Origin of the sequence: Streptosporangium sp. 'caverna' (genome assembly GCF_003203775.1) — a bacterium.
Lineage (GTDB): Bacteria > Actinomycetota > Actinomycetes > Streptosporangiales > Streptosporangiaceae > Streptosporangium > Streptosporangium subroseum.
The window spans coordinates 11,154,905-11,178,023 of record NZ_CP029711.1; the positions used below are offsets into that span (position 1 = coordinate 11,154,905).

General features: G+C 68.0%; 22 protein-coding genes. 15 read left to right on the forward strand and 7 right to left on the reverse strand.

The window, feature by feature from the left end:
• Positions 1–16: 16 nt before the first annotated feature.
• Complete coding sequence (locus tag DKM19_RS48355) at positions 17–475, reverse strand: hypothetical protein (RefSeq protein WP_110705264.1); 459 nt, start codon at positions 473–475, stop codon at positions 17–19.
• 904 nt (positions 476–1,379) lie between these two features.
• On the opposite strand from DKM19_RS48355, the gene DKM19_RS48360 reads away from it, so the two are divergent.
• A complete protein-coding gene (locus DKM19_RS48360; protein WP_162642355.1) occupies positions 1,380–2,573 on the forward strand; it encodes a 5'-nucleotidase C-terminal domain-containing protein in 1,194 nt (397 codons plus the stop codon).
• A gap of 161 nt (positions 2,574–2,734) precedes the next feature.
• Here the strand turns inward: DKM19_RS48360 and DKM19_RS48365 are convergent, their stop codons facing one another.
• Both DKM19_RS48365 and DKM19_RS48370 read right to left on the reverse strand, forming a co-directional pair.
• The gene (locus DKM19_RS48365; RefSeq protein ID WP_204358577.1) at positions 2,735–3,523 is read right to left on the reverse strand and encodes a GntR family transcriptional regulator; all 789 of its coding nucleotides are present in this window, start codon (positions 3,521–3,523) and stop codon (positions 2,735–2,737) included.
• A 174-nt stretch (positions 3,524–3,697) separates the two neighbouring features.
• Positions 3,698–4,588 carry a helix-turn-helix transcriptional regulator gene (locus DKM19_RS48370; protein WP_110705267.1) on the reverse strand — a complete coding sequence of 297 codons (891 nt, stop codon included), beginning with the start codon at positions 4,586–4,588 and terminating at the stop codon, positions 3,698–3,700.
• A 285-nt stretch (positions 4,589–4,873) separates the two neighbouring features.
• On the opposite strand from DKM19_RS48370, the gene DKM19_RS48375 reads away from it, so the two are divergent.
• Complete coding sequence (locus tag DKM19_RS48375) at positions 4,874–5,818, forward strand: aldo/keto reductase (protein WP_110705268.1); 945 nt, start codon at positions 4,874–4,876, stop codon at positions 5,816–5,818.
• A 230-nt stretch (positions 5,819–6,048) separates the two neighbouring features.
• Here the strand turns inward: DKM19_RS48375 and DKM19_RS48380 are convergent, their stop codons facing one another.
• Positions 6,049–6,723 (reverse strand): hypothetical protein, encoded by a 675-nt coding sequence (locus tag DKM19_RS48380; RefSeq protein ID WP_204358578.1) that lies wholly within the window; start codon positions 6,721–6,723, stop codon positions 6,049–6,051.
• A 175-nt stretch (positions 6,724–6,898) separates the two neighbouring features.
• Between DKM19_RS48380 and DKM19_RS48385 the strand changes: the two genes are divergently transcribed.
• From DKM19_RS48385 to DKM19_RS48405, 4 genes are all read left to right on the forward strand, one after another.
• Positions 6,899–8,104: a HupE/UreJ family protein gene (locus DKM19_RS48385; protein WP_110705269.1), complete on the forward strand. Its 1,206-nt coding sequence runs from the start codon at positions 6,899–6,901 to the stop codon at positions 8,102–8,104.
• A 119-nt stretch (positions 8,105–8,223) separates the two neighbouring features.
• Positions 8,224–9,843, forward strand: a complete 1,620-nt coding sequence (locus DKM19_RS48390; protein WP_110705270.1) for a metallophosphoesterase family protein — start codon at positions 8,224–8,226, stop codon at positions 9,841–9,843.
• Positions 9,844–9,987: 144 nt separating this feature from the next.
• Positions 9,988–11,049, forward strand: a complete 1,062-nt coding sequence (locus DKM19_RS48395; protein ID WP_110705271.1) for a WxL protein peptidoglycan domain-containing protein — start codon at positions 9,988–9,990, stop codon at positions 11,047–11,049.
• Positions 11,050–11,390: 341 nt separating this feature from the next.
• Positions 11,391–12,569 carry a cytochrome P450 gene (locus tag DKM19_RS48405; RefSeq protein WP_110705273.1) on the forward strand — a complete coding sequence of 393 codons (1,179 nt, stop codon included), beginning with the start codon at positions 11,391–11,393 and terminating at the stop codon, positions 12,567–12,569.
• Between the two features lie 48 nt (positions 12,570–12,617).
• Here DKM19_RS48405 and DKM19_RS48410 read toward each other — a convergent pair whose 3' ends face one another.
• Both DKM19_RS48410 and fabV read right to left on the reverse strand, forming a co-directional pair.
• On the reverse strand, positions 12,618–12,830 hold the full coding sequence (locus DKM19_RS48410) for a hypothetical protein (RefSeq protein ID WP_162642356.1): 213 nt from the start codon (positions 12,828–12,830) through the stop codon (positions 12,618–12,620).
• Positions 12,831–12,896: 66 nt separating this feature from the next.
• On the reverse strand, positions 12,897–14,099 hold the full coding sequence (gene fabV, locus DKM19_RS48415; protein WP_110705275.1) for an enoyl-[acyl-carrier-protein] reductase FabV: 1,203 nt from the start codon (positions 14,097–14,099) through the stop codon (positions 12,897–12,899).
• A gap of 439 nt (positions 14,100–14,538) precedes the next feature.
• Here fabV and DKM19_RS48420 point away from each other — a divergent pair, with 439 nt between their 5' ends.
• The 8 genes from DKM19_RS48420 to DKM19_RS48450 all read left to right on the forward strand — a co-directional run bounded on the left by DKM19_RS48420 (position 14,539) and on the right by DKM19_RS48450 (position 20,966).
• Positions 14,539–15,204, forward strand: a complete 666-nt coding sequence (locus DKM19_RS48420; protein ID WP_110705276.1) for a DUF4097 family beta strand repeat-containing protein — start codon at positions 14,539–14,541, stop codon at positions 15,202–15,204.
• 30 nt (positions 15,205–15,234) lie between these two features.
• Positions 15,235–16,173: an ATP-binding cassette domain-containing protein gene (locus tag DKM19_RS48425; protein WP_110705277.1), complete on the forward strand. Its 939-nt coding sequence runs from the start codon at positions 15,235–15,237 to the stop codon at positions 16,171–16,173.
• Positions 16,170–16,952, forward strand: coding sequence for an ABC transporter permease (locus tag DKM19_RS48430; RefSeq protein WP_110705278.1), 783 nt, complete (start codon positions 16,170–16,172; stop codon positions 16,950–16,952). Before DKM19_RS48425 ends, DKM19_RS48430 begins: the two co-directional genes overlap by 4 nt.
• A 228-nt stretch (positions 16,953–17,180) precedes the next feature.
• Positions 17,181–18,008: an SDR family NAD(P)-dependent oxidoreductase gene (locus DKM19_RS48435; protein ID WP_110705279.1), complete on the forward strand. Its 828-nt coding sequence runs from the start codon at positions 17,181–17,183 to the stop codon at positions 18,006–18,008.
• A gap of 56 nt (positions 18,009–18,064) precedes the next feature.
• A complete protein-coding gene (locus tag DKM19_RS50440; protein WP_162642358.1) occupies positions 18,065–18,205 on the forward strand; it encodes a hypothetical protein in 141 nt (46 codons plus the stop codon).
• On the forward strand, positions 18,195–18,791 hold the full coding sequence (locus tag DKM19_RS48440; protein WP_162642359.1) for a TetR family transcriptional regulator: 597 nt from the start codon (positions 18,195–18,197) through the stop codon (positions 18,789–18,791). The genes DKM19_RS50440 and DKM19_RS48440 overlap by 11 nt, the downstream gene beginning before the upstream one ends.
• A gap of 271 nt (positions 18,792–19,062) precedes the next feature.
• Positions 19,063–20,442 carry a cell wall metabolism sensor histidine kinase WalK gene (locus DKM19_RS48445; RefSeq protein ID WP_162642361.1) on the forward strand — a complete coding sequence of 460 codons (1,380 nt, stop codon included), beginning with the start codon at positions 19,063–19,065 and terminating at the stop codon, positions 20,440–20,442.
• Complete coding sequence (locus DKM19_RS48450; RefSeq protein ID WP_110705282.1) at positions 20,430–20,966, forward strand: ester cyclase; 537 nt, start codon at positions 20,430–20,432, stop codon at positions 20,964–20,966. The genes DKM19_RS48445 and DKM19_RS48450 overlap by 13 nt, the downstream gene beginning before the upstream one ends.
• Positions 20,967–21,113: 147 nt before the next feature.
• Here DKM19_RS48450 and DKM19_RS48455 read toward each other — a convergent pair whose 3' ends face one another.
• The gene (locus tag DKM19_RS48455) at positions 21,114–21,920 is read right to left on the reverse strand and encodes a neutral zinc metallopeptidase (protein WP_110705283.1); all 807 of its coding nucleotides are present in this window, start codon (positions 21,918–21,920) and stop codon (positions 21,114–21,116) included.
• A gap of 464 nt (positions 21,921–22,384) precedes the next feature.
• On the opposite strand from DKM19_RS48455, the gene DKM19_RS48460 reads away from it, so the two are divergent.
• Positions 22,385–23,101 (forward strand): SDR family oxidoreductase, encoded by a 717-nt coding sequence (locus tag DKM19_RS48460; protein ID WP_110705284.1) that lies wholly within the window; start codon positions 22,385–22,387, stop codon positions 23,099–23,101.
• The last annotated feature ends 18 nt before the right edge of the window (positions 23,102–23,119 follow it).

Sequence of the window (23,119 nt, forward strand, 5' to 3'; positions counted from 1 at the left end):
AGGGTAGCGGCTTCCATCACCCTTGGATCGCGGTCAGCATGAAGTGTTCGATCGAGCCGCAGACCAGGATGGCGGCCGCGCCGGCGAGCCACATCGGCGCATGATCTGGTCCTCTGGACAGCAGCAGGGTTTTCCGGTCGTACGGCCTCTGCACGCCCACCTGAACGTCATGGACGGCCAGCACAAGCAAGATCGACAGTACGGTGTGGACGCCGAGGTCCACCCTGGTACCCCAGATCATCACCACGTCCAGGATCAATACGTCCAGGACCAGTCCGAGAAGACCGGCGCCGGCGATGAGCGCTCTGCCTCTCTTCGGTACGTCGAGGTGATCGGCGTTCATCAGCGCGATGACGGTGACGGCGGCGAACCCGCCCACGACGGCCACGTATCCCTGCGACTGAAGCCGCCACGGCCGGGCGCGCTCAGCGACCACCGGCGGCTGAGAGAGCCGTCCGGGCAGCTTGGTGATCACTGCGCCACTTTAGCGATCGGCCGGGCGACACCACCAGGCGGCGTGGACGGGCCGGTCGCGTCCACGGGCGGGGTTCACGGCGGCCCGCCTCACCGGATCACATCTCATCGGCTCGCATATACCGCCTGACCAGGGCGGGAACACTCTGACCCAGGACGGGTCGTCTGTTTGTAATGAAGTGTTACGAGCACGGCTGTCTTACCTTGATGCTCGTATTGTTAGGCAACTGTGCTCTATCGCAGAATCGCGACGTGCGGCGAAACGCTGTTCATCGCGATTAGTCGATAGGGGCCTGCTGAAGCGGCTACTCCGCGAAAACCCGTTCAAGCACATGGCTCCGCCGGATCTGTGAATAACATCCGGTCAGTGGGTCTGGTTTCCCGATCCCGCCGTGGTATAAGTCGCCGGATAAAGCTTTCATCTTGATGCCATCCGCGCCGGGCTCAGCGTGTCGGGTGTCGGGCCAGTCCGCTTTGCGGCAGCGAACTTCGAAGGCGCGCGGTTCGATCGGTGTGCCGTTCCGCATGGCGAAGATGGGCTCGGAGTCACCCCTTCGTCTCGGCTGACTTGCGTTCATCCTCCCGAGTTCGCCGACGATTCGGCCCTCGCGGAATTGTCGGCCGGCCCCGCTAGCATCTGTCCCTCCAAGGGAGCGGACTAATCCGTTATTCCTTACATGACCAGATCTGTCACAATTCATCGTCACAGATCACAAGAGAGGAAGATTGTGGGATTATTAGGTAGGGTTGGGCGCCGAACCGGATGGCTGGTGGCTGTTATCGCCCTGGCGTCCGGCGCGTTTGTTCCGGCGGCGCATGCCGTACCAAAGCCAAAGCCGGCCGTTTTCGGTACGGCTTCCGCTTCGCCGAAGACGCATAGCGGTGCCTGCCCGACGGTCGTGACGTTGTCCACCACCGTCCAGGTCCAGGCGCCGACGGCGCTGCAGTACATGTGGCTCTTCAGTGACGGGGACACGACCAGGGCCAAGACGTACCGGGTCGGCGGCAAGGGCCTCAAGACGGTGCGGCTGTCCGCGTCGGTCAAGGTCACCGGCGACGCCCGGGGCTCGGGCGCGGTGCGCCTGGTCGGGTCGGCGGGGAAGATCTCCAAGCGGGCCTCGTTCGCCGTCGACTGCGCCGGTAGGCACAGTGGCGGGCGCGATGTGTGGAACGCCGTGTCCACCTCCGCCGCGCAGGTCGCCACACCGCCCGGGCAGGGGGATGGGCCGACCCAGAACATCGTGGGTAAGGCCACCATCGTCTTCGAGCGGACCACCGCGTCGAAGTGCCCGTTGACCTTCAAGATCCACGGTTCGTTCGAGGGGCTTCCCGCCGGTGCGCAGGTCGTCCAGTACCGCCTCGTCGGCACCGAGGAGTGGAAGACCGTCAACGTGCCGGCCGACCACGGCGCCGTGTTCACCACCGTCCTGGAGACGCTCAACTGGGACGATACGACGGGCAAGCACTCGATGCAGGTCGAGGTCAGGCAGCCGAACGGCCTCAAGTCCAACATCCTCTACTACTTCGAGTGCGGGCCGCCGCCGAGCGACAAGAAGCAGAGGTTCGGCGTCACCGCCGAGAAGATCGTGCTGACTCCCAGCGGCGGCCCGCTGGTCGAACTGGTCGCCGACGCCTACCTGGACGCGGTCAAGGACGTCTCCGGCGCACAGGCCGCCCTCGTCAGCAGGCAACCGTTCCGCACGGACCTGGACGCGGGTCCGGTCACCTACCAGGAAATCTATGTCACTCAGCCCGAGGGGCTCCACATCGACGTTGAGGCGGTGACCGGTGCACAGCTCAAGAAGGTGCTGGCGTACAAGCACCCCTCGGGCACGGTGCTGACCCCTTCGGCCTCGCTCCGCTACACGGTGGAGGGCGGGGCGGTCACCGCGATCACGCTGAACGGCGCTCCGGTGACCGACACCCAGGTGATCAAGGTCGCGGCCAACTACATGCTGATGTCCGGGGGGTCGTTCCCGAGGTGGGAGGGAACCAGCGTCTCCCACAGCGGGCCGGACGACAGGGGAGCGCTGGCGTCCTACCTCGTGAAAAACTCGCCGGTCAAAGCACCGAAGGGGGACCGCGTCACCATTCGATGAGTGACCTGACCGGTCGGATGGCATAACGCCGGACGGCCGGGTGAATCGCCGGACGGAACGCGTTCCGTCCGGCGATTCGTCATCGGTCGTGCCCCCTCCGGGTACCGGGCGCGGGTGACCACGGGGCTGAGAGCCTCGTTTTTCAAGGACTTCGTGCGCGTCTATCCGTTACCTGCCAGGCCTGATGCCTCACCGGAGACGGGGACGATGGTCTCGATCGCCAGATAGTGCGCGGGGGCGACCGTCGTCGTCACCTCGACCACCCGACCGTCGGCCGTCCGGCCCACGTGCATGATGTCCAGCACGCTGCGCTCCGGACTGATCTCCAACACGGTCGACTCCTCCTCCGTGGGGGTACGGACGATGATCCGTTCGCCGGCCTCGACCTGTCTGTGGCCGAGCTCGGCCAGCGTCGACTTGACGCCACCCATGATCACTGAACGGGGATCTTCAAGCGCGGACCCTTCGGCGATCTCCAGCGGGATCCACGAGCAGTTGAGCAGGATCGGGATGCCGGAAGCGAGCAGTCGTTGGCGGAGAGCCAGGGCCATCTGGCCGTCCGCCAGTTTGAAGAGGCCGGTGATCTCGTCTGGCGGTGTGACCCGGTCGATCATGATCTCGTGCACCGGCGACAGGCCAAGGGTGTTGATTTGGGCGTCGAACGCGCCCAACGCTCCGTACTTCACCGACGTGTCACGCGCATAGCGCGCCGGCGAGTGCGTCAGAGGGGGAAGCCACGTCACGATCGTGCCGAGTCCTTGCCGGGGGCGTACCACGCCCTCGGCGGCGAGCAACTGCATCGCGCGGTTGACCAGGCTGCGAGAGGCGCCGCCGCTGTAACGTTCGGCAAGCTCCGGCTCTGGAGGCAGTGACGTACCGGTGGGGTACTCGCCGTTCACGATTGCTTCGCGGATCGCTGCGGCGATCCCGCGGAACCCCAGTTTGCTCATTGCCATCCCCTTTATACCTTCGCATCCAGGGGAAGCATCCTACGTCAAACGTTAAACGTTTGATGACTCTCGCCGAGCTCCGGACAGGCGACCTCCTCGCTTGGCAGGTCCGGCCTGGTCGGTGAGAGCGGCTTGGAGGCGGACGGCCGAGCACCTCCTTGCGCGGCCAGAGGCCTAGGCCGGGCGCCGGCCGGCGCCCGGCTGACCGGCAGGCACGTGGGCGGGTGCGTTCCAGCTGCTCAGCAGATGGAGTTTCTCCTCTGACGGTGACCCGCGGTCGGCGGTGTAGACGACGACGGTCTGTCCGTCGTCGCGGGGCAGGACCAACGACTCGTAGCGCAAGGTCAGCTCGCCGACCGTCTCGTTGAAGAGCCGCTTGGTCCCGTAGGCGTGCTCGTAGAGCCGGTAGTCGGCCCAGTAACGCGCGAATTCGGGAGAGGCGACGCAGATCTCGCCCACCAGCTGCTCCATCAGCGGATCGGCCAGCCGGTCCACCGTGAGGTTGCGCAGGGCCGCGGCGGTCTGAGGAGCCATGGCCTGCCAGTTCGGGAAGACAACCTTGGCGCGAGGGTTGAAGAACATCCAGCGCGCGAGATTCCGCTCCTTCACGGGCATGGCGTCGAAGTCGTCGATGAGGAGCTTCGCGGTGCGGTTGGATCCGAGCACCTCCAGGCGTGGTCCGTGGATCATCGCCGGTATCGGATCGAGGGCGTCGATCATGGCTATCAGTGCCGGACGTGCCTTGACGGCCGCAGGGCGGACGTCACGTGGGCGGTGGTTGCCGCTCTGCTTGACCAGCGAGCGCAGGTGCAGGCGCTCCAGGTCATCGAGGCGCAGCGCGTTCTCGACCGCCGAGAGGACCTCCTCGGAGACGATTCCGACGCGGCCCTGCTCAAGTTTGATGTAGTAGGCGACGCTGACCCCCGCCAGGGCCGCGACCTCCTCACGTCGCAGTCCTGGAACCCGGCGTACGGAGTTTCCTGGCTGCGGCAGACCGGCCTGCCACGGGTCGATCGCCGCGCGCCGGGAGGTCAGGAAATCGCGCAGCGCGTTATCGCCTGTCATCCCTCTTTTATAGCCCTGCGCTGGTCAGCGCCGTACGACAAGGTGGCTCTCCGGGTATCACCCTGGCCGTTCCGCGGCTCGGCTTTCTCTGATCAGCTGGTGAACGAGAACGGTTGCACCGACTCGGCTGGTGAACGAGAACGGTTGCACCGACCGCCTCCTGCCGTGTGCGGGGACGCGGAGAGCCAGAAGACGAAAGTACTGCGTCGGCCTTCACCGATACGGCGACGCCAGACATACGCGCCGGCGGCGGATCGCCACGGGGGCGGAAGAAGGAGACATCACATGGACACTGCTTCGTTGGGCGGGTTGACGACCTCGGTCCAGGGACTGGGGTGCATGGGAATGAGCGAGGCGTACGGCACCCCCGATTGGGATACCTCGATCACCACCATCCGTCGCGCCATGGACCTCGGCATCACGATGATCGACACCGCGGACATCTACGGTGCCGGGCACAACGAGGTCCTGGTGGGTCGCGCTGTGGCAGGCCGCCGGGACGAGGTGCAGCTCGCCACGAAGACCGGCATCGACCGCAGCCACGGTGACGACGCCTGGGTGCTGCGGGGCGAGCCGGCGTACATCAGGCGCTCATGCGACACCTCGCTGCTGCGCTTGGGCGTCGACCACATCGACCTCTACTACCTGCACAGGCCGCCGGAGACCGTGGAGATCGAGGAAGCCGTCGGCGCGATGGCCGAGCTGGTGAAGGAGGGCAAGGTCCGCCACCTCGGCCTGTCCGCGGTCGACGGGGATCTGCTGCGCCGCGCCCACGCCGTCCATCCGATCACCGCGGTGCAGAACGAGTACTCCCTGTGGGCCCGTGACCTGGAGACCACGGTGGCGGGAGCGATGCGGGAGCTCGGCGTCGGGCTGGTCGCGTATTCACCACTCGGCCAGGGCTTCCTGACCGGCTCTGTCGACATGGGGGCCCTGGAGGCGAACGACGCCCGCAACCGTCTGCCCCGTTTCGCCGAGACCGCCAACGACGCCATCGCCAGGGTCGTCCGCGAGGTGGCGGAGAACAAGGGGGTCACCGCCGCCCAGGTGGCGTTGGCGTGGGTGCACTCCCGTTCCGAGCGGCTCGGTGTATCGGTGGTGCCGATCCCGGGCACGAAGCGGGTGAAATGGCTTGAGCAGAACATCGCCGCCCTGGAGGTGACCCTGACGGCGGACGACCTCAAGACCCTTGAGCCACTGGGCGACCAGGTAGTGGGCGCCCGTTTCTGAGCCTCTCTCCGGACCCTCCGAGCGTTTGAGATGCCGGCGGGGTGCCGGAGGACCCTGAACGGCCGTCCGCAACGGCGGCTTCCACACCCGTGCCGGCAAGGGCGACTCCCGCGACTCCGACGGGACACCTACCACCGCCACTCCTTCCGACCCCGGTGACGGTGCGACGCGCCTCGCGTCCGAGGGCGAACCGGCCGGTGCCCGCCGCCGGTCGGTGCCACTCCTCGCATCTAGTCGATCCAGATCACGATGCCGGTCAGGCCGTTGAGCACGGCCGCGACACCGGCCCGGACGGCGCGCGCGGCGCGCTCGGGGGTGAAGGTGGTGGGATCGTACGTCGAGGACATGCCGAGTCCCTCGCCGCGGAACGACGCACCGGTCCAGTCGGCGGCGGTGACGTTCTCGGTGGGCTCGGCCAGCTCGGCGCCGACCACGAGGAACCGCTGGTCGAGGTGGCTGGCGGAGACCGTGGTCAGGGGGTCGACGAGGTCGTTGCCGGCGCTGATGATGAGGTCGGGTGCCATGCCGATCGCCGTGCTGATGCGCGAGATGAACTGGCCCGGCTCCGTGGCGGTGACGGTCTTGAGGCTGACCTGCTCCTCTTCGGCCCAATCCGTCACGGCGCTCACCAGCGTCCTGGTCTGGGGGTCCTTGCCCGCGGTGAGCAGCACCACACGGTAGCCCTCCGACGGGTGGACCTCGTCCCAGGAGCGGGGTCGCGGCGAGATCGTCGACTCCGGGATGGGCGTCGCGGTCGAGTCGAGGAACCCCGCGCCGAGGACGCCGACGGCGGACGGCTTCGCGTGCGGCTGGGACCAGTCGTCGCTCGAGCCGCATCCGCTGACCAATACGGCGGTCGCGACTGCCGCAGCTAACATGCCGGCGGGCAGAAGTCGAGAGCGCATAAAAAACCGTCCTCCGGGGGTGGCGTGAGGTGCGCCTACTTCATACCTCATTGCGTGCAATCTTCCGATACGGGTGTTATTTCCGACAGACGTGGTTCATGGCTGGTTCGCGCACGGGCTGCTGTTCGTTCATCTGAGCCGAGCAGATTGCCTTCGTTAACCAAAAAGGAGTCACATGTCCCACGTCGCTCGGCGTGCCTGTGCCATTGTCGCCGCCGTAGCCGTGGCCGTTCTGCTCAGTGCCCTGCCCGCCCTTGCCCACGGATTCACCTCGGTCGTGTACGCCGACCTCACCTCGCCCGAGGCCGGGCACGTCAGCGCCAAGCTCGGACTGGAGTACGACCTGCTCGTCGTCTCGGCTGCCGACTCCGAGAAGGACGATCCGCTCTTCAAGGAGGGCACCGCGGCGTTCGACGCCGGCGACGCGGCCAAGCAGGCCGCCGCGCTCGACGCCCACGCCGACTCGGTGGTCGCGTACGTGACCAAGCGCTTCGGCGTCACGGCGGCGGGCGAGGCGTGCACCCCGACCAGGAAGGGCGGCTTCACGATCGAGCAGCGCGACGGTGTCCCGTACGCGCTGCTGGTTCTCGACTACCCGTGCCCGCCCGCCGGAGCGCACGAGGTGCGCAGCGCGCTGTTCCCGGACGCCGAGGAGTATGTGCGCGACACCAAGACGGTGGTCACCTACGACCTCGACCTGACCTCCGGCAGCGCCGCCCTCGACGCCAAGCACCCCTCGTTCTCCACCCAGCAGTCCTTCGCCGAACGGTTCGGGGAGTTCTTCAAGCTCGGCGCCGAGCACCTGCTCACCGGGATCGACCACATCCTGTTCCTGCTCGCGCTCATCGCGGGCTCACGCCGCCTGCGCGAGATCGTGCTGGCCGCGACGAGCTTCACGCTGGCCCACTCGGTGACCTTCATCCTGGCCGCTCTCGGCCTGGTCGACGTGCCGTCGGCGATCGTCGAGCCGATCATCGCCCTGTCGATCGCGGTCGTCGCCGGTTGGCATCTGTGGCGGCTGTGGCGGCGCCGCTCGCACGCCACCGACATCGAGGACCTCGGCCGCGGTCACTTCAGCCTGGACCGCGCGGGCTGGATTCGGCTCGCGGTGGTCTTCTGCTTCGGCCTCGTCCACGGCCTCGGCTTCGCCTCGGCCCTGGGCATCGACCAGCCCCTGTCGTGGACCCTGCTGTGGTCGCTGCTCGTCTTCAACGTGGGTATCGAGACCGTCCAGCTGACGATCATCATCGTCGTCTTCCCGCTGCTCGCCCTGTTGCGCCACCGCCGGCCGGTCGCGGGGCTGTGGGCCACCGGGGCGATCGCCACAGGAGTGGCGGTCATGGGCCTGGTCTGGTTCGTGCAGCGGATCCTCGGAATCTGAGGCCACGCCACAACTTCCGGCAAGCGCAACGATGCGCCTGCCTCACGTTCACCGGAAAGACACCAATCTCCGGAACTGTGACAAAGCTCTTCATTTCACCTCAAATGGATGGAAACCCGATGAAGTTCGACAATCGGACACAGGGCCCCGGTCTTGTTCGCCGCCGAGTGGCCGTAGGCGCCACCGCGACGGTCATGGGCCTCTCCGCAGCGTTCGGCAGCGGCCTGACGGCCACGGCCCACGCCGACGTCAGCGTCAGCGCCACCGCGCCGGTCACCGGCATCATCCTCGGCGTGGGTGCGACCGAGTCGCAGCGCATCGTGTCCTGGTACTCCTCGGTCGGCACCGCGCAGACGGTCGAGGTCGTGGCGATCTCCGGCAACTCCGCCAAGCACATCGTCACCTTCCCGGCCACGGTCGCCGCGAACAGCGTCAACGGCGGCTACAACGGTCACGCCACGATCACCGGCCTGAAGAAGAACACCACGTACTCCTACCGCGTCGGCACCAAGGGCAAGTGGTCCCCGACGTACTCCTTCAAGACCCAGGACTTCAAGGGCAACTTTGACTTCCTGTTCTTCGGCGACCCGCAGATCGGCTCGTCCGGCGATGCGGTGAAGGACGGCGCCGGTCTGCAGGACACCCTGAAGGTCTCCCTCGCCGCCAACCCGAACGCCGAGCTGCTGGTCTCGGGCGGCGACCAGGTCGAGAGCGCCAACAACGAGGCGCAGTGGAACGCGTTCCTCGCCTCCAACAAGCTGCGTCAGTACCCGTGGGCCGCCACCATCGGTAACCACGACGTCGGCGGCAAGGCGTACGAGCAGCACTTCTGGACCCCGAACACCGACCGTTCCGCGCCGTACTACAGCGGCAGCGCGACCACCCAGTCGGGCGGTGACTACTCGTACATCTACAAGGGCGTCCTGTTCATCGACCTGAACAGCAACGCCTACGCCAACGGCGCCGACGCCGCGCACATCGGCTACGTCACCGACACCGTCAAGAAGTACGGCAGCCAGGCCAAGTACACGGTGCTCGTCTACCACCACTCGATCTACTCGCCGGCCGACCACGCGAACGACGGCGACAACCAGCTGCGCCGCAAGGACTTCCCGACCGCCTTCTCGAACCTCGGCGTCGACCTGGTCCTGCAGGGTCACGACCACAGCTACTCCCGTAGCTACGTGATCAAGAACGGTGCGAAGGCGAACCCGAGCGAGAAGCCCGGTGCCGCTCAGGTGGAGCAGGGTCCGGGTGGCGTCATCTACGTGACGGCGAACTCCTCGTCGGGTTCGAAGTACTACGACCTCACCGCTCCGGACACGACGGAGGACCCGAACTACGGTCCCGACCCGCTGAACCCCAAGAGCCACTGGGCCAACTCGGTCGAGAACCAGGAGCACGTCCGTACCTACGTGAAGGTTCAGGTGCGCGACGACAAGCTCGTCGTCGAGAACCTCCGCAGCGGTACCTGCGCTGCCCCCAACGCCGCGGTAGAGCTGGGCAAGGTGGACTGGTGCGGCCCGAACAGCGGCGCCAGCGCTGCGCAGCCGGTCGGCTCCGCCGTTGACAAGGTCGTTATCCGCCCGTCCAGCAGCACCGGCAACGGCCAGGGCAACGGCCACGGCCAGAGCAACGGCAACGGCCACAGCAACGGCAACGGCAACGGCCACAGCAACAACAGCTACAGCAACGACAACAAGCTGACGACGACGGCTCCGGCCGCCTGGCTGCAGTAGTCGACCGAGGGTGGTGCCGGAGACCTCACGCTCACCGCGCTGAGCTGATCCGGACCGTTCCACCCGGTGGGGTGGGCGCCGTCGGGCGCCCACCCCACCACACGTTTTTCATCCGCCACTTCCCAACTGCCCGAGGATCACCAGATGCGCCCGCCCAGACCGCGTACGACCACAGCAGCCGGAGCCCTCGCCCAGGCCACTGCCGTGGTGCTGCTCGCCGCGCTCGGCTTCCTCGGAATGGGGACCGGACCGGCTGAGGCGGCGGACGGCGACGACTCCTGGGCGGTCACGACGGCCTCCAACGACTTCGGGGCCGACCGGCAGAACTACGACTACACCATCGACCCGGGCGGGCAGCTCAAGGACGGTCTCGTGGTCGTCAACCACGGCACCACGCCGCTCCACCTGGCCGTGTACGCCGCCGACGGGTTCACCGCCAAGGGGGGCCAGCTTGACCTGGTCACCAAGGACGCGAAGTCGACACGGGTGGGTGTGTGGGTCCACCCGGACCAGTCCGACGTGACGGTCCAGCCCGGCAAGTCCGCCGAGGTGCCGTTCACGGTCACTCTTCCGGACGACGCCGCGCCCGGCGAATACATGGGCGGCATCGTCACCTCGCCGATCCAGGCCGGCGAGGCGGACGGGACCGACGCGAACCAGCGTCGCGGCATCCGGATCCGTCTGCGCGTGGGTGGAGAGCTCAGTCCCAGCCTGTCGGTGGAAGACCTGAACGTGCGCTACTCGGGCACGCCCAATCCGTTCGGGAAGGGTGACGCCACCGTCACGTACACGATCCACAACACGGGCAACGCCATCCTCACCGCTCGGCAGGAGGCGTCCATATCCGGCCCCTTCGGGAGCCTGGACGTCCGCGCGGGGCAGATCAAAGACTCGTCCTCACTGCTCCCGGGCGACACCTGGAAGGTCTCCGTGCCGGTGCACGGAGTGACTCCCGCGCTGAGACTGACGGGGAAGGTCACCCTCACCCCGCTGATCACCGACGCGTCGGGCTCGATCGCCCCGCTCGCCGCCGTCGAGACCACGACGCACGCCTGGACCATCCCCTGGGCACTGCTGCTGCTTCTTGTCGTCGTCCTCTGCGGGATCGTCGTCGCCGCTCTGACCTTCCGGCGCCGCCGCCGTCAGGCCGAACTCCGCGAGGACTCTCGCGTCCAGGCACTGCAGGTCTCGCACAAGGAGAAGTGATCGGGGGAGGAGAACTCCTCAGAGCACGGTGGACCCGGATCGAAACATGGTGATGTGAACGTTTTGCCAGGTTGGCCAGATCAGGTCACCCGCGTGGAGGCAGGCCATAGTCCCCTTGGCGCGTGCGGGGCCCGGAGTTACAGTCCAGGCATGAGCGAGCTCGACGTCGACCAGGCCGTCACGCGTCTGCTCCACCATCGCGGGTGAGACCTGGGATCGAGGTGGGATCGCCTCCATCCTCGACGACCACGGGCACCGGGTCCCCTCCCCCGTGCCCTTCGAGATCGCCGAGCAGGCCCACGTCCATGGGCTGAAGCGGAGAGCGTCCACGAGGGAGCTTCATGATCGCCAGTGCGGACAGCGTATTCCGTCGTCGTTCCTCATCCCCGGCGGACTTCGGGAGCAGGCTGGCCGCTCTCGGCCGCGAGCATCCGGTCGTCTTCGACGAGTTCATGGCCGCGCCGCTCGTGTTGCGCCACGGCGATGTGTCGGCCGCCCTGCGCGACACGGCCACCTTCAGCACCCGGCTGTACGGCGTGGGCCCGATGAGCGCGGCCATGATCGCCCTCGACGGGGCGGAGCACCACCGTCAACGCCGCATCCACAATCGTTTCTTCAGTGCGGTGGCCAGCGCCAGGTACGCGCGGATCGTGGCGCCGATCGCCGAGCGCACTTTCGGCGCGCTGGCTGCGAAGTCCGAAGCGGACCTTGTCGAGGACGCGGGCGCCCGATACCCGATGGAGGTCTTCCTCACCCTGCTCGGCGTCCCCAACGAGCTCGGTGACCAGGGGCTGCAGTGGGTGCGCACCATCGTCAACTGGCTCGGATCACCGATGAGCGAGGAGCTCGCCGGTCCCGGTGAGCAGGCTTTCGCGGAGCTCGGCGCCTACACCAGGCGACTGGTCGAACGAGAGCGGGAGAATCCGGGAGACAACCTGCTGGGCGAGGTCGTCCGGGCATACCTGAGCGAGGACGCCTACTCGCCGGAGACGGTCACGGTTGCCGTGGTGGGTCTGCTGCTCGGCGGCTTCGAGACGACCATCCAGATGCTGTCGGCCACCACCGCCTCGCTGCTGCTCAATCCGGAGTCGCTCGGGCGTGTTCGCGCGGACGCCGGTCTGATCGACGCTGCGATCGACGAGGCCTTCCGCTGGGCCAATCCGTCTGCCGGGCTTTACCGGTTGGTGCGGCGGGACACGCGGATCGCGGGGACCGACCTGGCCGCGGGGAGCATGGTGTATCTCTGCGTCGCGGCCGCGCACTTCGACGAGCGGACCTACCCGGACGCCGAGCGGTTCGACCTGGATCGGCGCGGCGGGCACCTCGGGTTCGGCTTCGGACCGCACTACTGCGTGGGCGCGCCGCTGGCCCGCATCGAGGTGCGGGCCGCACTCACCGCGCTACTCGCCGCCTGCCCCGACGTGCGCCTGGACCCTGATTCCCCGCCGAGCTTCTACTACGGGGCGCGGGGCTTCGTGCAGCACGGCACGGACGCGCTTCCCGTCCTTCTCAGGCCCTAGACAGAGGGCCCGCGCCGGTCGACCGGCGCGGGCCCTCGGGGTTGAAGGTCAGCGGTGGGATCGGGATTCGAGGAGGCGGTCGCCGGGGTCGCACAGCTCCCCGGTGAAGAACGTGCTGCCGGGCACGCACCGCCACATGCTCGGGTTGGTGGAGCTGGGGGCGAGGCGGACGTTCGTCGCCTGTTCCAGGGCGTAGCCGTCGGCGAGGAGGGGCGCCTCGCCGAAGGCCGGGCGTCGAGGGCTCGTGACATCTCCCGCCACCACGGACCGGAGCGGCCACGGACCTGATCCGTCAAGGCACTCGCGGCGCGACGATGATCGCGGATCCTACGCGGTGGGCCAGGGCAGATCGGGTTCGCACGGCTGGGTGTAGTCGACGCCGGGCACGTCGAAGCCGTACAGCCGGTTCACCTCGTCGAGGAACCAGCGCGGGTCGGCGAGTTCGCCGAGGTTGTCCGGGGTGGCTGATTCCCAGCGTTCGGTCACCGCCGCCTGGACGGCGGGATCCAGCTCCCAGCCGTCGAGGCGGATGCGGCCCTCCGCGTCGAGCTCCAGCGGCTTGACCCCGGTGAGCTGCTCCCACAGGTCGACGGACTGCTCCAGCGGTGAGCGCATGCCCTCACCGAGGACGGCGTGCAGGAAGCTGAGGTACAGGGCGATGCCGGGGATCGCGCTGGACGCCTGCGTGACGGCGGCGCCGTTGACCGAGGTCAGGGCGCGGCCGCCGACCGCGCTCAGCCTGTCGCGCAGCGTGGCGGCCGTCTCCTCCAGGTGGGATTTCGCGGCGCCGATCGTGCCCTGGCGGTAGATGGCCGAGGTGAGGTGCGAGCCGATGTAGGACAGGGCGACGGTGGTGAATCCCGGCCGCAGCAGGCCGCGGCCGTTGAGGGCGTCGACCCACAGGGCCCAGTCCTCGCCACCCATGACCTTGACGGTGTCGGCGGCCTCCTCCTCGGTGGCCGGCTCGATCCGGATCTGCTTCAGGGCGGGGACGTCGCCGCTGAAGTCCAGGGTTTTGGTGCTGTGTCCTTCGGCGCCGAGCGGCTGAATCACCGACTGGTGGGTCAGGCCGGTGAGCGGGTCGGTGCGGCGCGGCGCGGCCACACTGTAAATCAGGTAGTCGATGCCACCGAACCTCGTAGCGATCAGGTCCAGGACCTGCTCTTTTGTGGCGTCGGCGAAGGCGTCGCCGTTGAGGAAGGTGAAGTCGCTGCCGACCTTGGCGGCCAGCTCGGCGGTCGCGATCGTGCGGTACCAGCCCGCGGCGGCCGTGCGGCGCTCGGTCGGCGGCTTTTCGAGGCACAGGCCGATGCCCTGGACACCCGCGCGGCAGATTCCGGCGACCGTGGCGGCCACTCCATAACCGGAGCTGGAGCCGATGACCAGGGCGACCGGGCGTTTCTCGTCGCGTGGCTCCGGGACCGGCCACACGCGGGCCGCCATGTCGGTGATGACCTGCTCACACCCCACGGGATGAGAGTCGAACAGCAGGAACCCTCGTCCTCTGGGCTCAATGACTCGTGCCGTCATCATCTCTACCTATCTGGTCGGACCGGAGGCGTTGGACAACTGACGACAGTATCCAATCGCCGGTGCGACGCACCGACCTGAATCCACGGCTCGGCACCGACGTCCGGAACACCTGGCTGGATGTCCACGGGCGGCTGCGGACCGGACGTGGGGTCGCCGGCGCATCCAAACCGGCCCTGACCGCCGACGGTCCTGCCGGGTGAGCCCGCCTCCCGGCGTCGCGAGCTTTTCGCGGCCGATGATGCCCGAACTGTAGCGTTCGCTTTCAGTCAATTGCAACGCATGGATAGTTGTTGTTGCATTCCTTTCAGAGTCACTGCAACGATTTTACTGCTTCTACCTGCACAAATGCTTATTTCCCGCAACGAGTATGTTGCCTTGGACTGGAATGCAACGTAGCGTTTCCATTGTCAGAAACAACAAGGCACAGGAGCGCATCATGCAGAAGTTCGCCACCCCCACCCCGATCACCACCGTCATCGACCTCCCCGCCGGACGCCTCCAGCTCATCGCCGCCGACCGCCCCGACACCACCGTCGAGATCCTGCCCACCAACCCCGCCAAAACCCGCGACGTCCAGGCCGCCGAACAGACCACCGTCACCCACACCGACGGCATGCTGCGGATCCACACCCCCCAGCCCAAAAACCAGCTCTTCGGCCCCTCCGGATCCATCCAGATCACCGTCCAGCTGCCCACCGGCTCCCACCTCGAAGCCACCACCGCCGCCTGCGAACTGCGCAGCGTCGGCCGGCTGGGCGAGGTCACCTTCGACGGCGCCTACCACCAGATCAAAATCGACGAAGCCGCCAGCGTCCGCCTCACCGCGGTCGACGGCGACGTGGAGATCGGCCGACTCGGCGGCTCCGCCGAGGTCAGCACCGCACGCGGCGACATCCGCATCACCGAGGCCGCGCGCGGCACCCTCGTGTTGCGCACCCAGTCCGGTGACATCTCGGTCACCGCCGCCGCGGGCGTCTCGGCCGCGCTGGACGCCGGTACCTCCTTTGGCCGGATCAGCAACGCCCTGAAGAACAACGGCGGTGTCGAGCTCGACATCCGCGCCACCACCTCCCACGGCGACATCACCGCCCGCAGCCTCTAACCCCCACAGCCTCTTAAGGAAGCGCCCCTCATGACGAACCTGGCCATCGCGGCGAACGGACTACGCAAGTCCTACGGCGACAAGGTCGTGCTCGACGGCATCGACCTGGCCGTCCCCGAAGCGACGATCTTCTCCCTGCTCGGCCCGAACGGCGCCGGCAAGACCACCACCGTCCAGATCCTGTCCACCCTGATCGCCGCCGACGGCGGCACCGTCCAGGTCGCCGGCCATGACCTGGCCCGCAAGCCCGACGACGTGCGCGGCGCGATCGGCGTCACCGGCCAGTACTCGGCCGTCGACAAGCTGCTCACCGGCGAGGAGAACCTGCTCCTCATGGCCGACCTCAAGCACCTGTCCCGCAGGGACGGCAAGCGCAAGGCCGCCGAACTGCTCGACCGCTTCGATCTCCTCGACGCGGCGCGCAAACCGGCCGCCACCTACTCCGGCGGAATGCAACGCCGCCTCGACCTGGCGATGACCCTGGTCGGCGACCCTCGCCTGATCTTCCTGGACGAGCCCACCACCGGCCTGGACCCGCGCAGCCGCCGCTCCATGTGGCAGATCGTGCGCGAACTCGTCGCCGGCGGCGTCACCATCTTCCTGACCACCCAGTATCTGGAGGAGGCCGACGAACTCGCCGGCCGCATCGCCCTGCTCGACCACGGACGGCTGATCGCCGAAGGCACCCCCGAAGAGCTCAAGCGGCTCATCCCCGGCGGCCACATCGAGCTCACCTTCACCGACACGCACCTGCTCGACGCCGCTCACCACCTCCTCGGCGCGGGGGTCGCCGACCCCCAGGCGCTCACCCTGCAGGTGCCCAGCGACGGCGGCGTCCGCGCGATCCGCGAACTGCTCGTCACCCTGGACGAACGCTCGATCGACATCGCCGACCTGAGCGTCCACACCCCCGACCTCGACGACGTCTTCCTCACCCTCACCGGCCAGCACAAGGAGACCACCCGATGAGCACCATGACCCTTGCCATGCGCGACTCCTCCACCATGATCCGCCGCCAGCTCAAGCGCCTGATCCGCTACCCGTCCATGACCGTGCAACTGGTCGTCACGCCCGCCATCCTGCTGCTGGTGTTCGTCTTCGTCCTGGGCGGCACCCTCGGCAACGGGCTCGGCGGTGGAGGCGGCGGCCGCGACGCCTACGTCAACTACATCGTCCCCGGCATCCTGCTCATGGCGGCGGCCACCGCCGCGACCGGAACCGCCGTCATGGTCGCCACCGACATGACCGAGGGCATCATCGCCCGCTTCCGCACCATGCGGATCGCCCGGGCCTCGGTCCTCACCGGCCACGTCGTCGGCAGCGTCATCCAGCAACTGCTCGGCATGGCCGTTCTCATCGGCATCGCCCTGGCGATCGGCTTTCGCCCGAACGCCACCGCGCTGGAGTGGCTGGCCACCGCCGGCCTGCTCACCCTGTTCGCGGTGGCGATCACCTGGCTGTCGGTCGCCCTCGGCCTCAAGTCCCCGACCCCCGAGGCCGCCAGCAACGCCCCGATGCCCCTGATCCTGCTGCCCTTCCTCGGCAGCGGCTTCGTCCCCACCGACTCCATGCCCACCGTCCTGCGCTGGTTCGCCGAATACCAGCCCTTCACCCCGATCATGGAAACCATCCGCGGCCTCCTCCTGGGCACCCCGATCGGCAACAGCGCCGTCATCGCCCTCGCCTGGTGCGCCGGCATCGCCGTCGTCTCCTATCTCTGGGCCAAGAACATCTTCAACAAGGCCTGACCGTGAAATGGGCCACTCAGGGCCGTCGGACCAATGGGTCCGACGGCCCTGAGCCTTTTCGCCCGCCGCCCCCCGGATCGCAGCCGGTGCTCGACGTAAGACATCCCGGCCGGAGATCCTCACCGGCCGCCGCTGCCCCCGGCCGTAGCCATATCGGAGCAGATCTGTCCCGCGTGAAGTCCGCCGTACTTTAGTATGTATTCAGTTACTTACCTATGGGGGCGCAGGATGACGAAGAAGACCTTGCTGGTCACAGGCGGTTCGCGAGGGCTGGGGAGAGCACTGGTGGAGGCCGCGTTGGAGGGCGGTCACCAGGTGGTGGCCACCGCGCGCGACGCCGCCGCGGTGCGCGATCTGGCGGAGAAGTATCCGGACGCCGCACGCGCGGTCTCCCTCGACGTCACGGACCCGCAGGCCGCCGAAGCCGCCGTGCGGACGGCGGTGGAGGAGTTCGGTCGTCTGGACGTGCTGGTCAACAACGCCGGTTACTCCAACATCTCAGCCATCGAGGACACCGGCCTTGAGGACTTCCGGGCACAGGTGGAGACCAACCTGTGGGGTGCGATCCACATGACGAAGGCCGCCCTGCCGGTGCTGCGGGAGCAGCGCGGCGGGCATGTCGTGCAGGTGTCCTCGGTCAGCGGACGGCTGGCCCCCGCCGCCGGTCTGGGGGCGTATGTGACGGCGAAGTTCGCGCTGGAGGGTTTCTCGGAGGCGTTGGCGGCCGAGGTCGCGCCATTCGGGGTGAAGGTGACGATCGTGGAGCCGGGCTCCATGGCGACGACGCTGGCATCGTCGATGACGTTGTCGCAGCCCAGCGCGCCGTACGCGGAGGCCGTGGCGCCGATGCTCAGGCGGTACGGCGACCCGGACGCCGCCTACGGCGTGAGCCCGCGGCGCGCTGCGGAGGTGCTGCTCGCCCTCCTCGAACTGCCTGAGCCGCCGCTGTGGTTTCCGCTCTCCGGCGAGGCCCTCGACCGCATCCGCAAGGGTGAGCAGCACAAGATCGCTGAGCTGGACCGCTGGGAGAGTCTCAGCCGATCCGCCGACGCCTGACCACGTTTGTCGGCACGACACGGACCACCCCGGACGTGTTGAGGGAAGGAATCATCATGATCAAGGAATCCGGTGGCCGATCGGCGGTCATCGCCGAGGCCGGCTCGGGCATCGGGCGAGGACCGGCGACCGCTTGTGGCGGACCCGTCACCCCGGCCGTGGAACGGCGACGCGCGGAGACGCCCAGTGGCTCCTGACCCCGGCACCCCACGGTCCGCCCGGGATGCGGCGGCGACGCGCCGCCGCATCCTGAACGCCGCGACCGCCGAATTCTCCGCCCTCGGCCTGGCCGGTGCCCGCACCGCCCGCATCGCGGAGAGAGCCGAGGCCAACCAGCGCATGATCTACGCCTACTTCGGCAACAAGGACGGCCTCTTCGACGCCGTCCTCGAACACAACATCCTGCTTGTCCAGACCGCGGTCCCCTTCGACGTCGAAGACCTGCCCGGCTACGCCCAGCAGGTCTTCGACTTCTATCGGGCCAACCCCCACCTGGTCCGGCTGGAACTGTGGCGGACCCTGGAACGCCCCACCTCCATGCGCTCCCTGCCCCTGGTCACGTCGGCTCTGGCCCACAAGGTCGCCGCCCTCGAACGGGCCCAGGCCGCCGGACTCGTCAGCGCCGTCCTCCCGCCCGGACAACTCCTCGACCACATCCTCACCCTGACCCACGGTCACCCCATGAACGCCGGGGACGCGGCCTCCTGGACCGACGAGCAACGCCGCGCCCTGGCCGTCGGAGTCGCCGCACTCACCGGACAACCACTCGGCGGCGCCACGTAGCCGACGCCGGAGCGTCTTCGATTTCCTGTGCGTGGTCGCCCGGATCGTGATGTCCACGTGGGGGCTTTGGTCTGGCGCTGGCAATGCACAGGCACTCTTTTGGTTCAGATGTGGGCCTCTCATTGCATGGCCACTTACCTGGCGATTACCGTCAAAAGTGACCTGACCTGGACTTTTGTAAGAAGGGAGGGCCATCTTGGGGGGCAAACGGCGATCATTTCTTCCAGACTCACTTCAGGCGCGCACCACACTGGCAGTCACCGGACTGTGTTTGATCTTCCTTGCCGTGATCGGTGCCAGCCTGGACTTCCTTGTCCTGGACAGAGCCCAAGCCCAGGTTTTCCAGGAGTCGCAGCGAGTCGCCACCAACTGGCTCGGGTCCTTCCAGCCCGGCAGCACGCCGCCGCGGCCGATCCCGAAGACTCGCATCAACCTCCTCCAGCTCATCGACTCCCACGGCCGGGTGGTGTCGGCCAGCGCCGCGGCGGCGGGCAGGCCGGCCCTGAGCACGCTGAGGCCCCCGGTCGACGATCGGATCCAAGACGACACCCAGTGCTCCCCGCAGGGCGGGTGCGTCATGCTCTCCGCCGTCCGGCTCTCTCCGCTGGAGACGCGGGAGCTCTGGCATGGTGAGCCCCATTTCGTCTACGCGGGAATGGTTCAGCCGCCGATCTTGGCCACGCACCACCTGGAGTTTCTCACCGCCGCCGGAATCCTGCTGACCACCGGCCTCGTGGCGGGGGGGAACTGGTGGGTGGGGGGCCGTTCCCTGCGTCCCGTGGCGGCGATCCGCGCGACCATGGAAGAGATCACGGTGAGCGACCTGAGCCTGCGTGTGCCCGAGCCGTCCGGTCGCACCGAGTACGCGCTGCTCGCTCGCACCGCCAACCAGACCCTGGCCCGGCTGGAAGAGGCGGTGAAGCAGCAACGCAGGTTCGCCTCCACCACCTCTCACGAACTCAGGACTCCGCTCACCGGCCTGCACACCCGGCTGGAGGAGGCGGTGCTCTATCCCGACGACGTCGACCCTCACGAAACCATTCAGGAGGCGTTGTCGATCACCCGTCGCCTGGAGACGATCGTCGATGACCTGCTGGTGCTGGCCCGCCTCCGCGCGGGTGACGCGGTGGCGCACGAGCCGATCGACCTCGGCGCGCTGGTCGCGGAGGAAGCGGCGTCCCAGATGGGCGGCGTGCCGGTTCACGTCCACGTCGACCGGGATGTGACCGTTCAGGGCAACCGGATCCAGCTGATCCGGGTCTTCGACAACCTCCTGGCCAACGCCCGGCGGCACGCCGACACCAGAATCGAGGCCACCGCCAATCGCGCGGCCGGCCAGGCCGTCGTCACGGTGACCGACGACGGTGCCGGCATCGCGCCACAGGACCGCGAACGCGTCTTCGAACGCTTCGTCCGCCTGGACGAAGGACGGCGCCGCGAACCCGGAGGCAGCGGGCTCGGCCTGGCCATCTCCCGCGACATCGCCCACGCCCACAACGGAACCCTGCGGGTCGAGGACTCGCCGCGAGGCGCCCGGTTCGTGCTTCGGCTGCCGTTGATGGACGCGATCGGGCGTCTGCCCACCGGTGAGGCCTCTTCCGGTGCACTTCACGTCGTCGACGAGGGGCAGACGCCCGCATGGCGGATCTGACCGGCGCCGAGCTTGTTCAAGGCGGAATGGTGACCGCCGCTGGGGCTGGTGATGCCAAGGGAGGCATGCCAGTGCAGGACCGATTCAGGGAGTCCATGGTGTCCAACGACCAGGAAGTCACGGACGATTTGGTAACCGCGTTCAACGCGCATGATTTCGAAACGGCGGCGAATTTTTTCGGCCCGCGTGCGATCTACGTCTGTCCTGGCGGCATCGCCGAGGGGCGTGAGGAGATCGCGTCCTACTTCGCGCTCTACTTCGAGGGATTCCCGGACATTAAAATAACGCCCCACAGCTGGACCTCATGCGAAGATCTCGTGGTGATCGAGTGGACGGCCACCGGCACTCATACCGGGCCGTTCCTGCTGCCCACCGGAGGAGCCGTCGAGGCGACCGGCCGGCGCGTCGCCGTCCGCGGTTGCGACATCCGCACCGTGGAGGACGGGATGATCGCCAGTCAACGCGTCTACTACGACCAGCTGGAGATGCTCACCCAGCTCGGTGTCCCCTGCATCTCCGAATGACTCGCGGACCCAGGAGCCTGTCGGTCGCCGGATGACTCGCGCCCTCAGGAGTTCACCGGCTTCGAGGGTGGAGTGGCCGGCGTCCCGGCTCCTCCGCGCCCTGTTCGGATCTTCCGACGAGTGCTTCACCGCCCGCGGCCCGCGGGATCAGGACACCTGGGACGGGGTGGCGGTCCAGGTGTCGCAGGCGGCGGGAGAGACCGCGCGGTAGCCGCGATCGAACCAGCGGACCCGGTTGGCGCCGGTGCCGTGGGCGCGGTGGTCGCGGTCGTCGCCGGTGGCGCGGAGCGTGTCGGACAGCGACTTCCAGTCCTGCTCGGTGCGTGAGGAGGAGCGTCGCACGCTGCCCAGGAACACGCCTGACAGGCAGTCCGCCTGGAGTTCGTAGCGGCGGCCGAGTTCGGCCTGGTGGGCGTGGTCGGAGCGGACGCGGGCCTCGTAGCGGGCTCTGATGCCGGTGAGGCTCTGCAGGTGGTGGCCGTACTCGTGGGCGGCGGTCTTGAGGGGATACAGATCGGTCCGGTTCTCGATCCAGTCGCCGGTGAGCGGGAACACCAGCGTGGCCCGCTCGGTGCAGTAGAAGGCCGCCGCGTAGACCGGCCAGGGTATTCCGCAGACGCGCTCCACGGGTTCTTCGTAGAAGGCGACCGTGGGCTTGCGGAATCTCAGCCCGGCGCGAGCGAGATGGGCGGACCATGATTTGTTCAGGCATTTCATGGCTGCCGTCAGGTATTCACGCGTCCTGGGGATGCCCAGATCGATGATCGGCGGTTCCGGGCACGAGGTGGCCGCCAGCCTGCCGGTCTTCAGCAGCGAGCCCTTGGACGGAGCGGCCTGCGCGACTCCGGATGGCAGGACGGCGAGGCACAAGGCCACCGGGAGGGTCCGCCGGGTGAAGGCGGCCAGGCGTCGGAGAGATCGCCGGGAACCCGCGCCGGGCGGGAGGAAGCGCATGACCGGACAGCTTAGAACTCCTGGGCGTCGAGCCGGCACGCCGTAGCCGCTCACGTCCACCGGATCGTGGCGATGCCGTACGGCCAGGGCCGGACCACGCCTTTCTCGGGGTCGAACCGGTGGCACGGGCGGAACACGATCGGGAGGGTCTCGGCGGCCGGATCCTCGACGACGTCGAGGACCCGGCCGCCGACCGATGCGCGGCAAGGCCGCTTTGGTTCCCCAAGGGAAGTAGATTCCGTTGCGGGTAACTGGTACCCATGGCATAGCTTGCCATGACGAACGTCTCGACCGCCGTCGGCGGCGTGGCGTGGGGCGGCATCGCCCCGTCCGTCGTGCGGCATCCCGGCCCCGTCCTGCCGGCCTTTCCCCCGCAGGACGGCAGGTCCCGGGCGGCCGTACGACCTGCGACGCGAGACGGAACGCGGCATGAGAATCGATCACCGGCAGAGTGAGGAACCAGCATGAACGGCAAGCGCGTCGTGATAATCGGCGGTACATCGGGTCTGGGGTTCGCCACGGCCAAGGCGGTCGCCGCCGAGGGGGCGTCGGTGGTGGTCGCCTCGCGGAGCCGTGGCGGCGTGGATCGAGCGGTATCCACCCTGCCGGCAGGCACCGAGGGACACGTCGTGGACATCACCGACGGGGACGGGGTCCGGTCCTTCTTCGACCGGCTCGGCGCCTTTGACCACCTCGTCTACACGGCGGGCGAGCCGCTGATGAACGGCACGCTGGCGGAGACGGACATCGAGGACGTCCGGCGGTTCTTCGATATCCGTTACTTCGGCGCCCTCACCGCGGTCAAGTACGGCGCCCCGCACATCCGGCTCGGTGGTTCGGTCGTGCTGACCAGCGGCACCGCCTCCACCCGGCCACTACGTGGAACGACGGCCGTCTCCAGCGTCCTCTCCGCGATCGAGGGACTGACGCGGGCGCTGTCCGTCGAGCTCGCACCGATCCGGGTGAACGCGGTGGTGCCGGGGATCATCCGGACGGAGATGTGGGGCGGTCTGCCGGAAACCGACCGCGAGGCCATGTACGGCGCGCTGGCGGACACCCTCCTGGTCGGCCGCCGGGTCGGCGAGCCCGGCGACGTCGCGGAAACCTACGTGTACCTGATGCGGAACAGGCACAGCACGGGCTCCACGATCACCGTCGACGGCGGCGCCGTCCTGGTCTGACCCTTCTCCTCCGGCGCC

Bases quoted from the DNA above. Each gene is read 5' to 3' on its own strand.
- DKM19_RS48365 (WP_204358577.1), bottom strand. From the start codon at position 3,523: ATGAGCAAACTGGGGTTCCGCGGGATCGCCGCAGCGATCCGCGAAGCA.
- DKM19_RS48395 (WP_110705271.1), top strand. From the start codon at position 9,988: ATGCGCCCGCCCAGACCGCGTACGACCACAGCAGCCGGAGCCCTCGCC.
- DKM19_RS50440 (WP_162642358.1), top strand. From the start codon at position 18,065: ATGATCAAGGAATCCGGTGGCCGATCGGCGGTCATCGCCGAGGCCGGC.
- DKM19_RS48380 (WP_204358578.1), bottom strand. From the start codon at position 6,723: ATGCGCTCTCGACTTCTGCCCGCCGGCATGTTAGCTGCGGCAGTCGCG.
- DKM19_RS48430 (WP_110705278.1), top strand. From the start codon at position 16,170: ATGAGCACCATGACCCTTGCCATGCGCGACTCCTCCACCATGATCCGC.
- DKM19_RS48435 (WP_110705279.1), top strand. From the start codon at position 17,181: ATGACGAAGAAGACCTTGCTGGTCACAGGCGGTTCGCGAGGGCTGGGG.
- DKM19_RS48455 (WP_110705283.1), bottom strand. From the start codon at position 21,920: ATGCGCTTCCTCCCGCCCGGCGCGGGTTCCCGGCGATCTCTCCGACGC.
- DKM19_RS48425 (WP_110705277.1), top strand. From the start codon at position 15,235: ATGACGAACCTGGCCATCGCGGCGAACGGACTACGCAAGTCCTACGGC.
- DKM19_RS48460 (WP_110705284.1), top strand. From the start codon at position 22,385: ATGAACGGCAAGCGCGTCGTGATAATCGGCGGTACATCGGGTCTGGGG.
- DKM19_RS48375 (WP_110705268.1), top strand. From the start codon at position 4,874: ATGGACACTGCTTCGTTGGGCGGGTTGACGACCTCGGTCCAGGGACTG.
- DKM19_RS48405 (WP_110705273.1), top strand. From the start codon at position 11,391: ATGATCGCCAGTGCGGACAGCGTATTCCGTCGTCGTTCCTCATCCCCG.
- DKM19_RS48385 (WP_110705269.1), top strand. From the start codon at position 6,899: ATGTCCCACGTCGCTCGGCGTGCCTGTGCCATTGTCGCCGCCGTAGCC.
- DKM19_RS48370 (WP_110705267.1), bottom strand. From the start codon at position 4,588: ATGACAGGCGATAACGCGCTGCGCGATTTCCTGACCTCCCGGCGCGCG.
- DKM19_RS48390 (WP_110705270.1), top strand. From the start codon at position 8,224: ATGAAGTTCGACAATCGGACACAGGGCCCCGGTCTTGTTCGCCGCCGA.
- DKM19_RS48450 (WP_110705282.1), top strand. From the start codon at position 20,430: ATGGCGGATCTGACCGGCGCCGAGCTTGTTCAAGGCGGAATGGTGACC.
- DKM19_RS48420 (WP_110705276.1), top strand. From the start codon at position 14,539: ATGCAGAAGTTCGCCACCCCCACCCCGATCACCACCGTCATCGACCTC.
- fabV (WP_110705275.1), bottom strand. From the start codon at position 14,099: ATGACGGCACGAGTCATTGAGCCCAGAGGACGAGGGTTCCTGCTGTTC.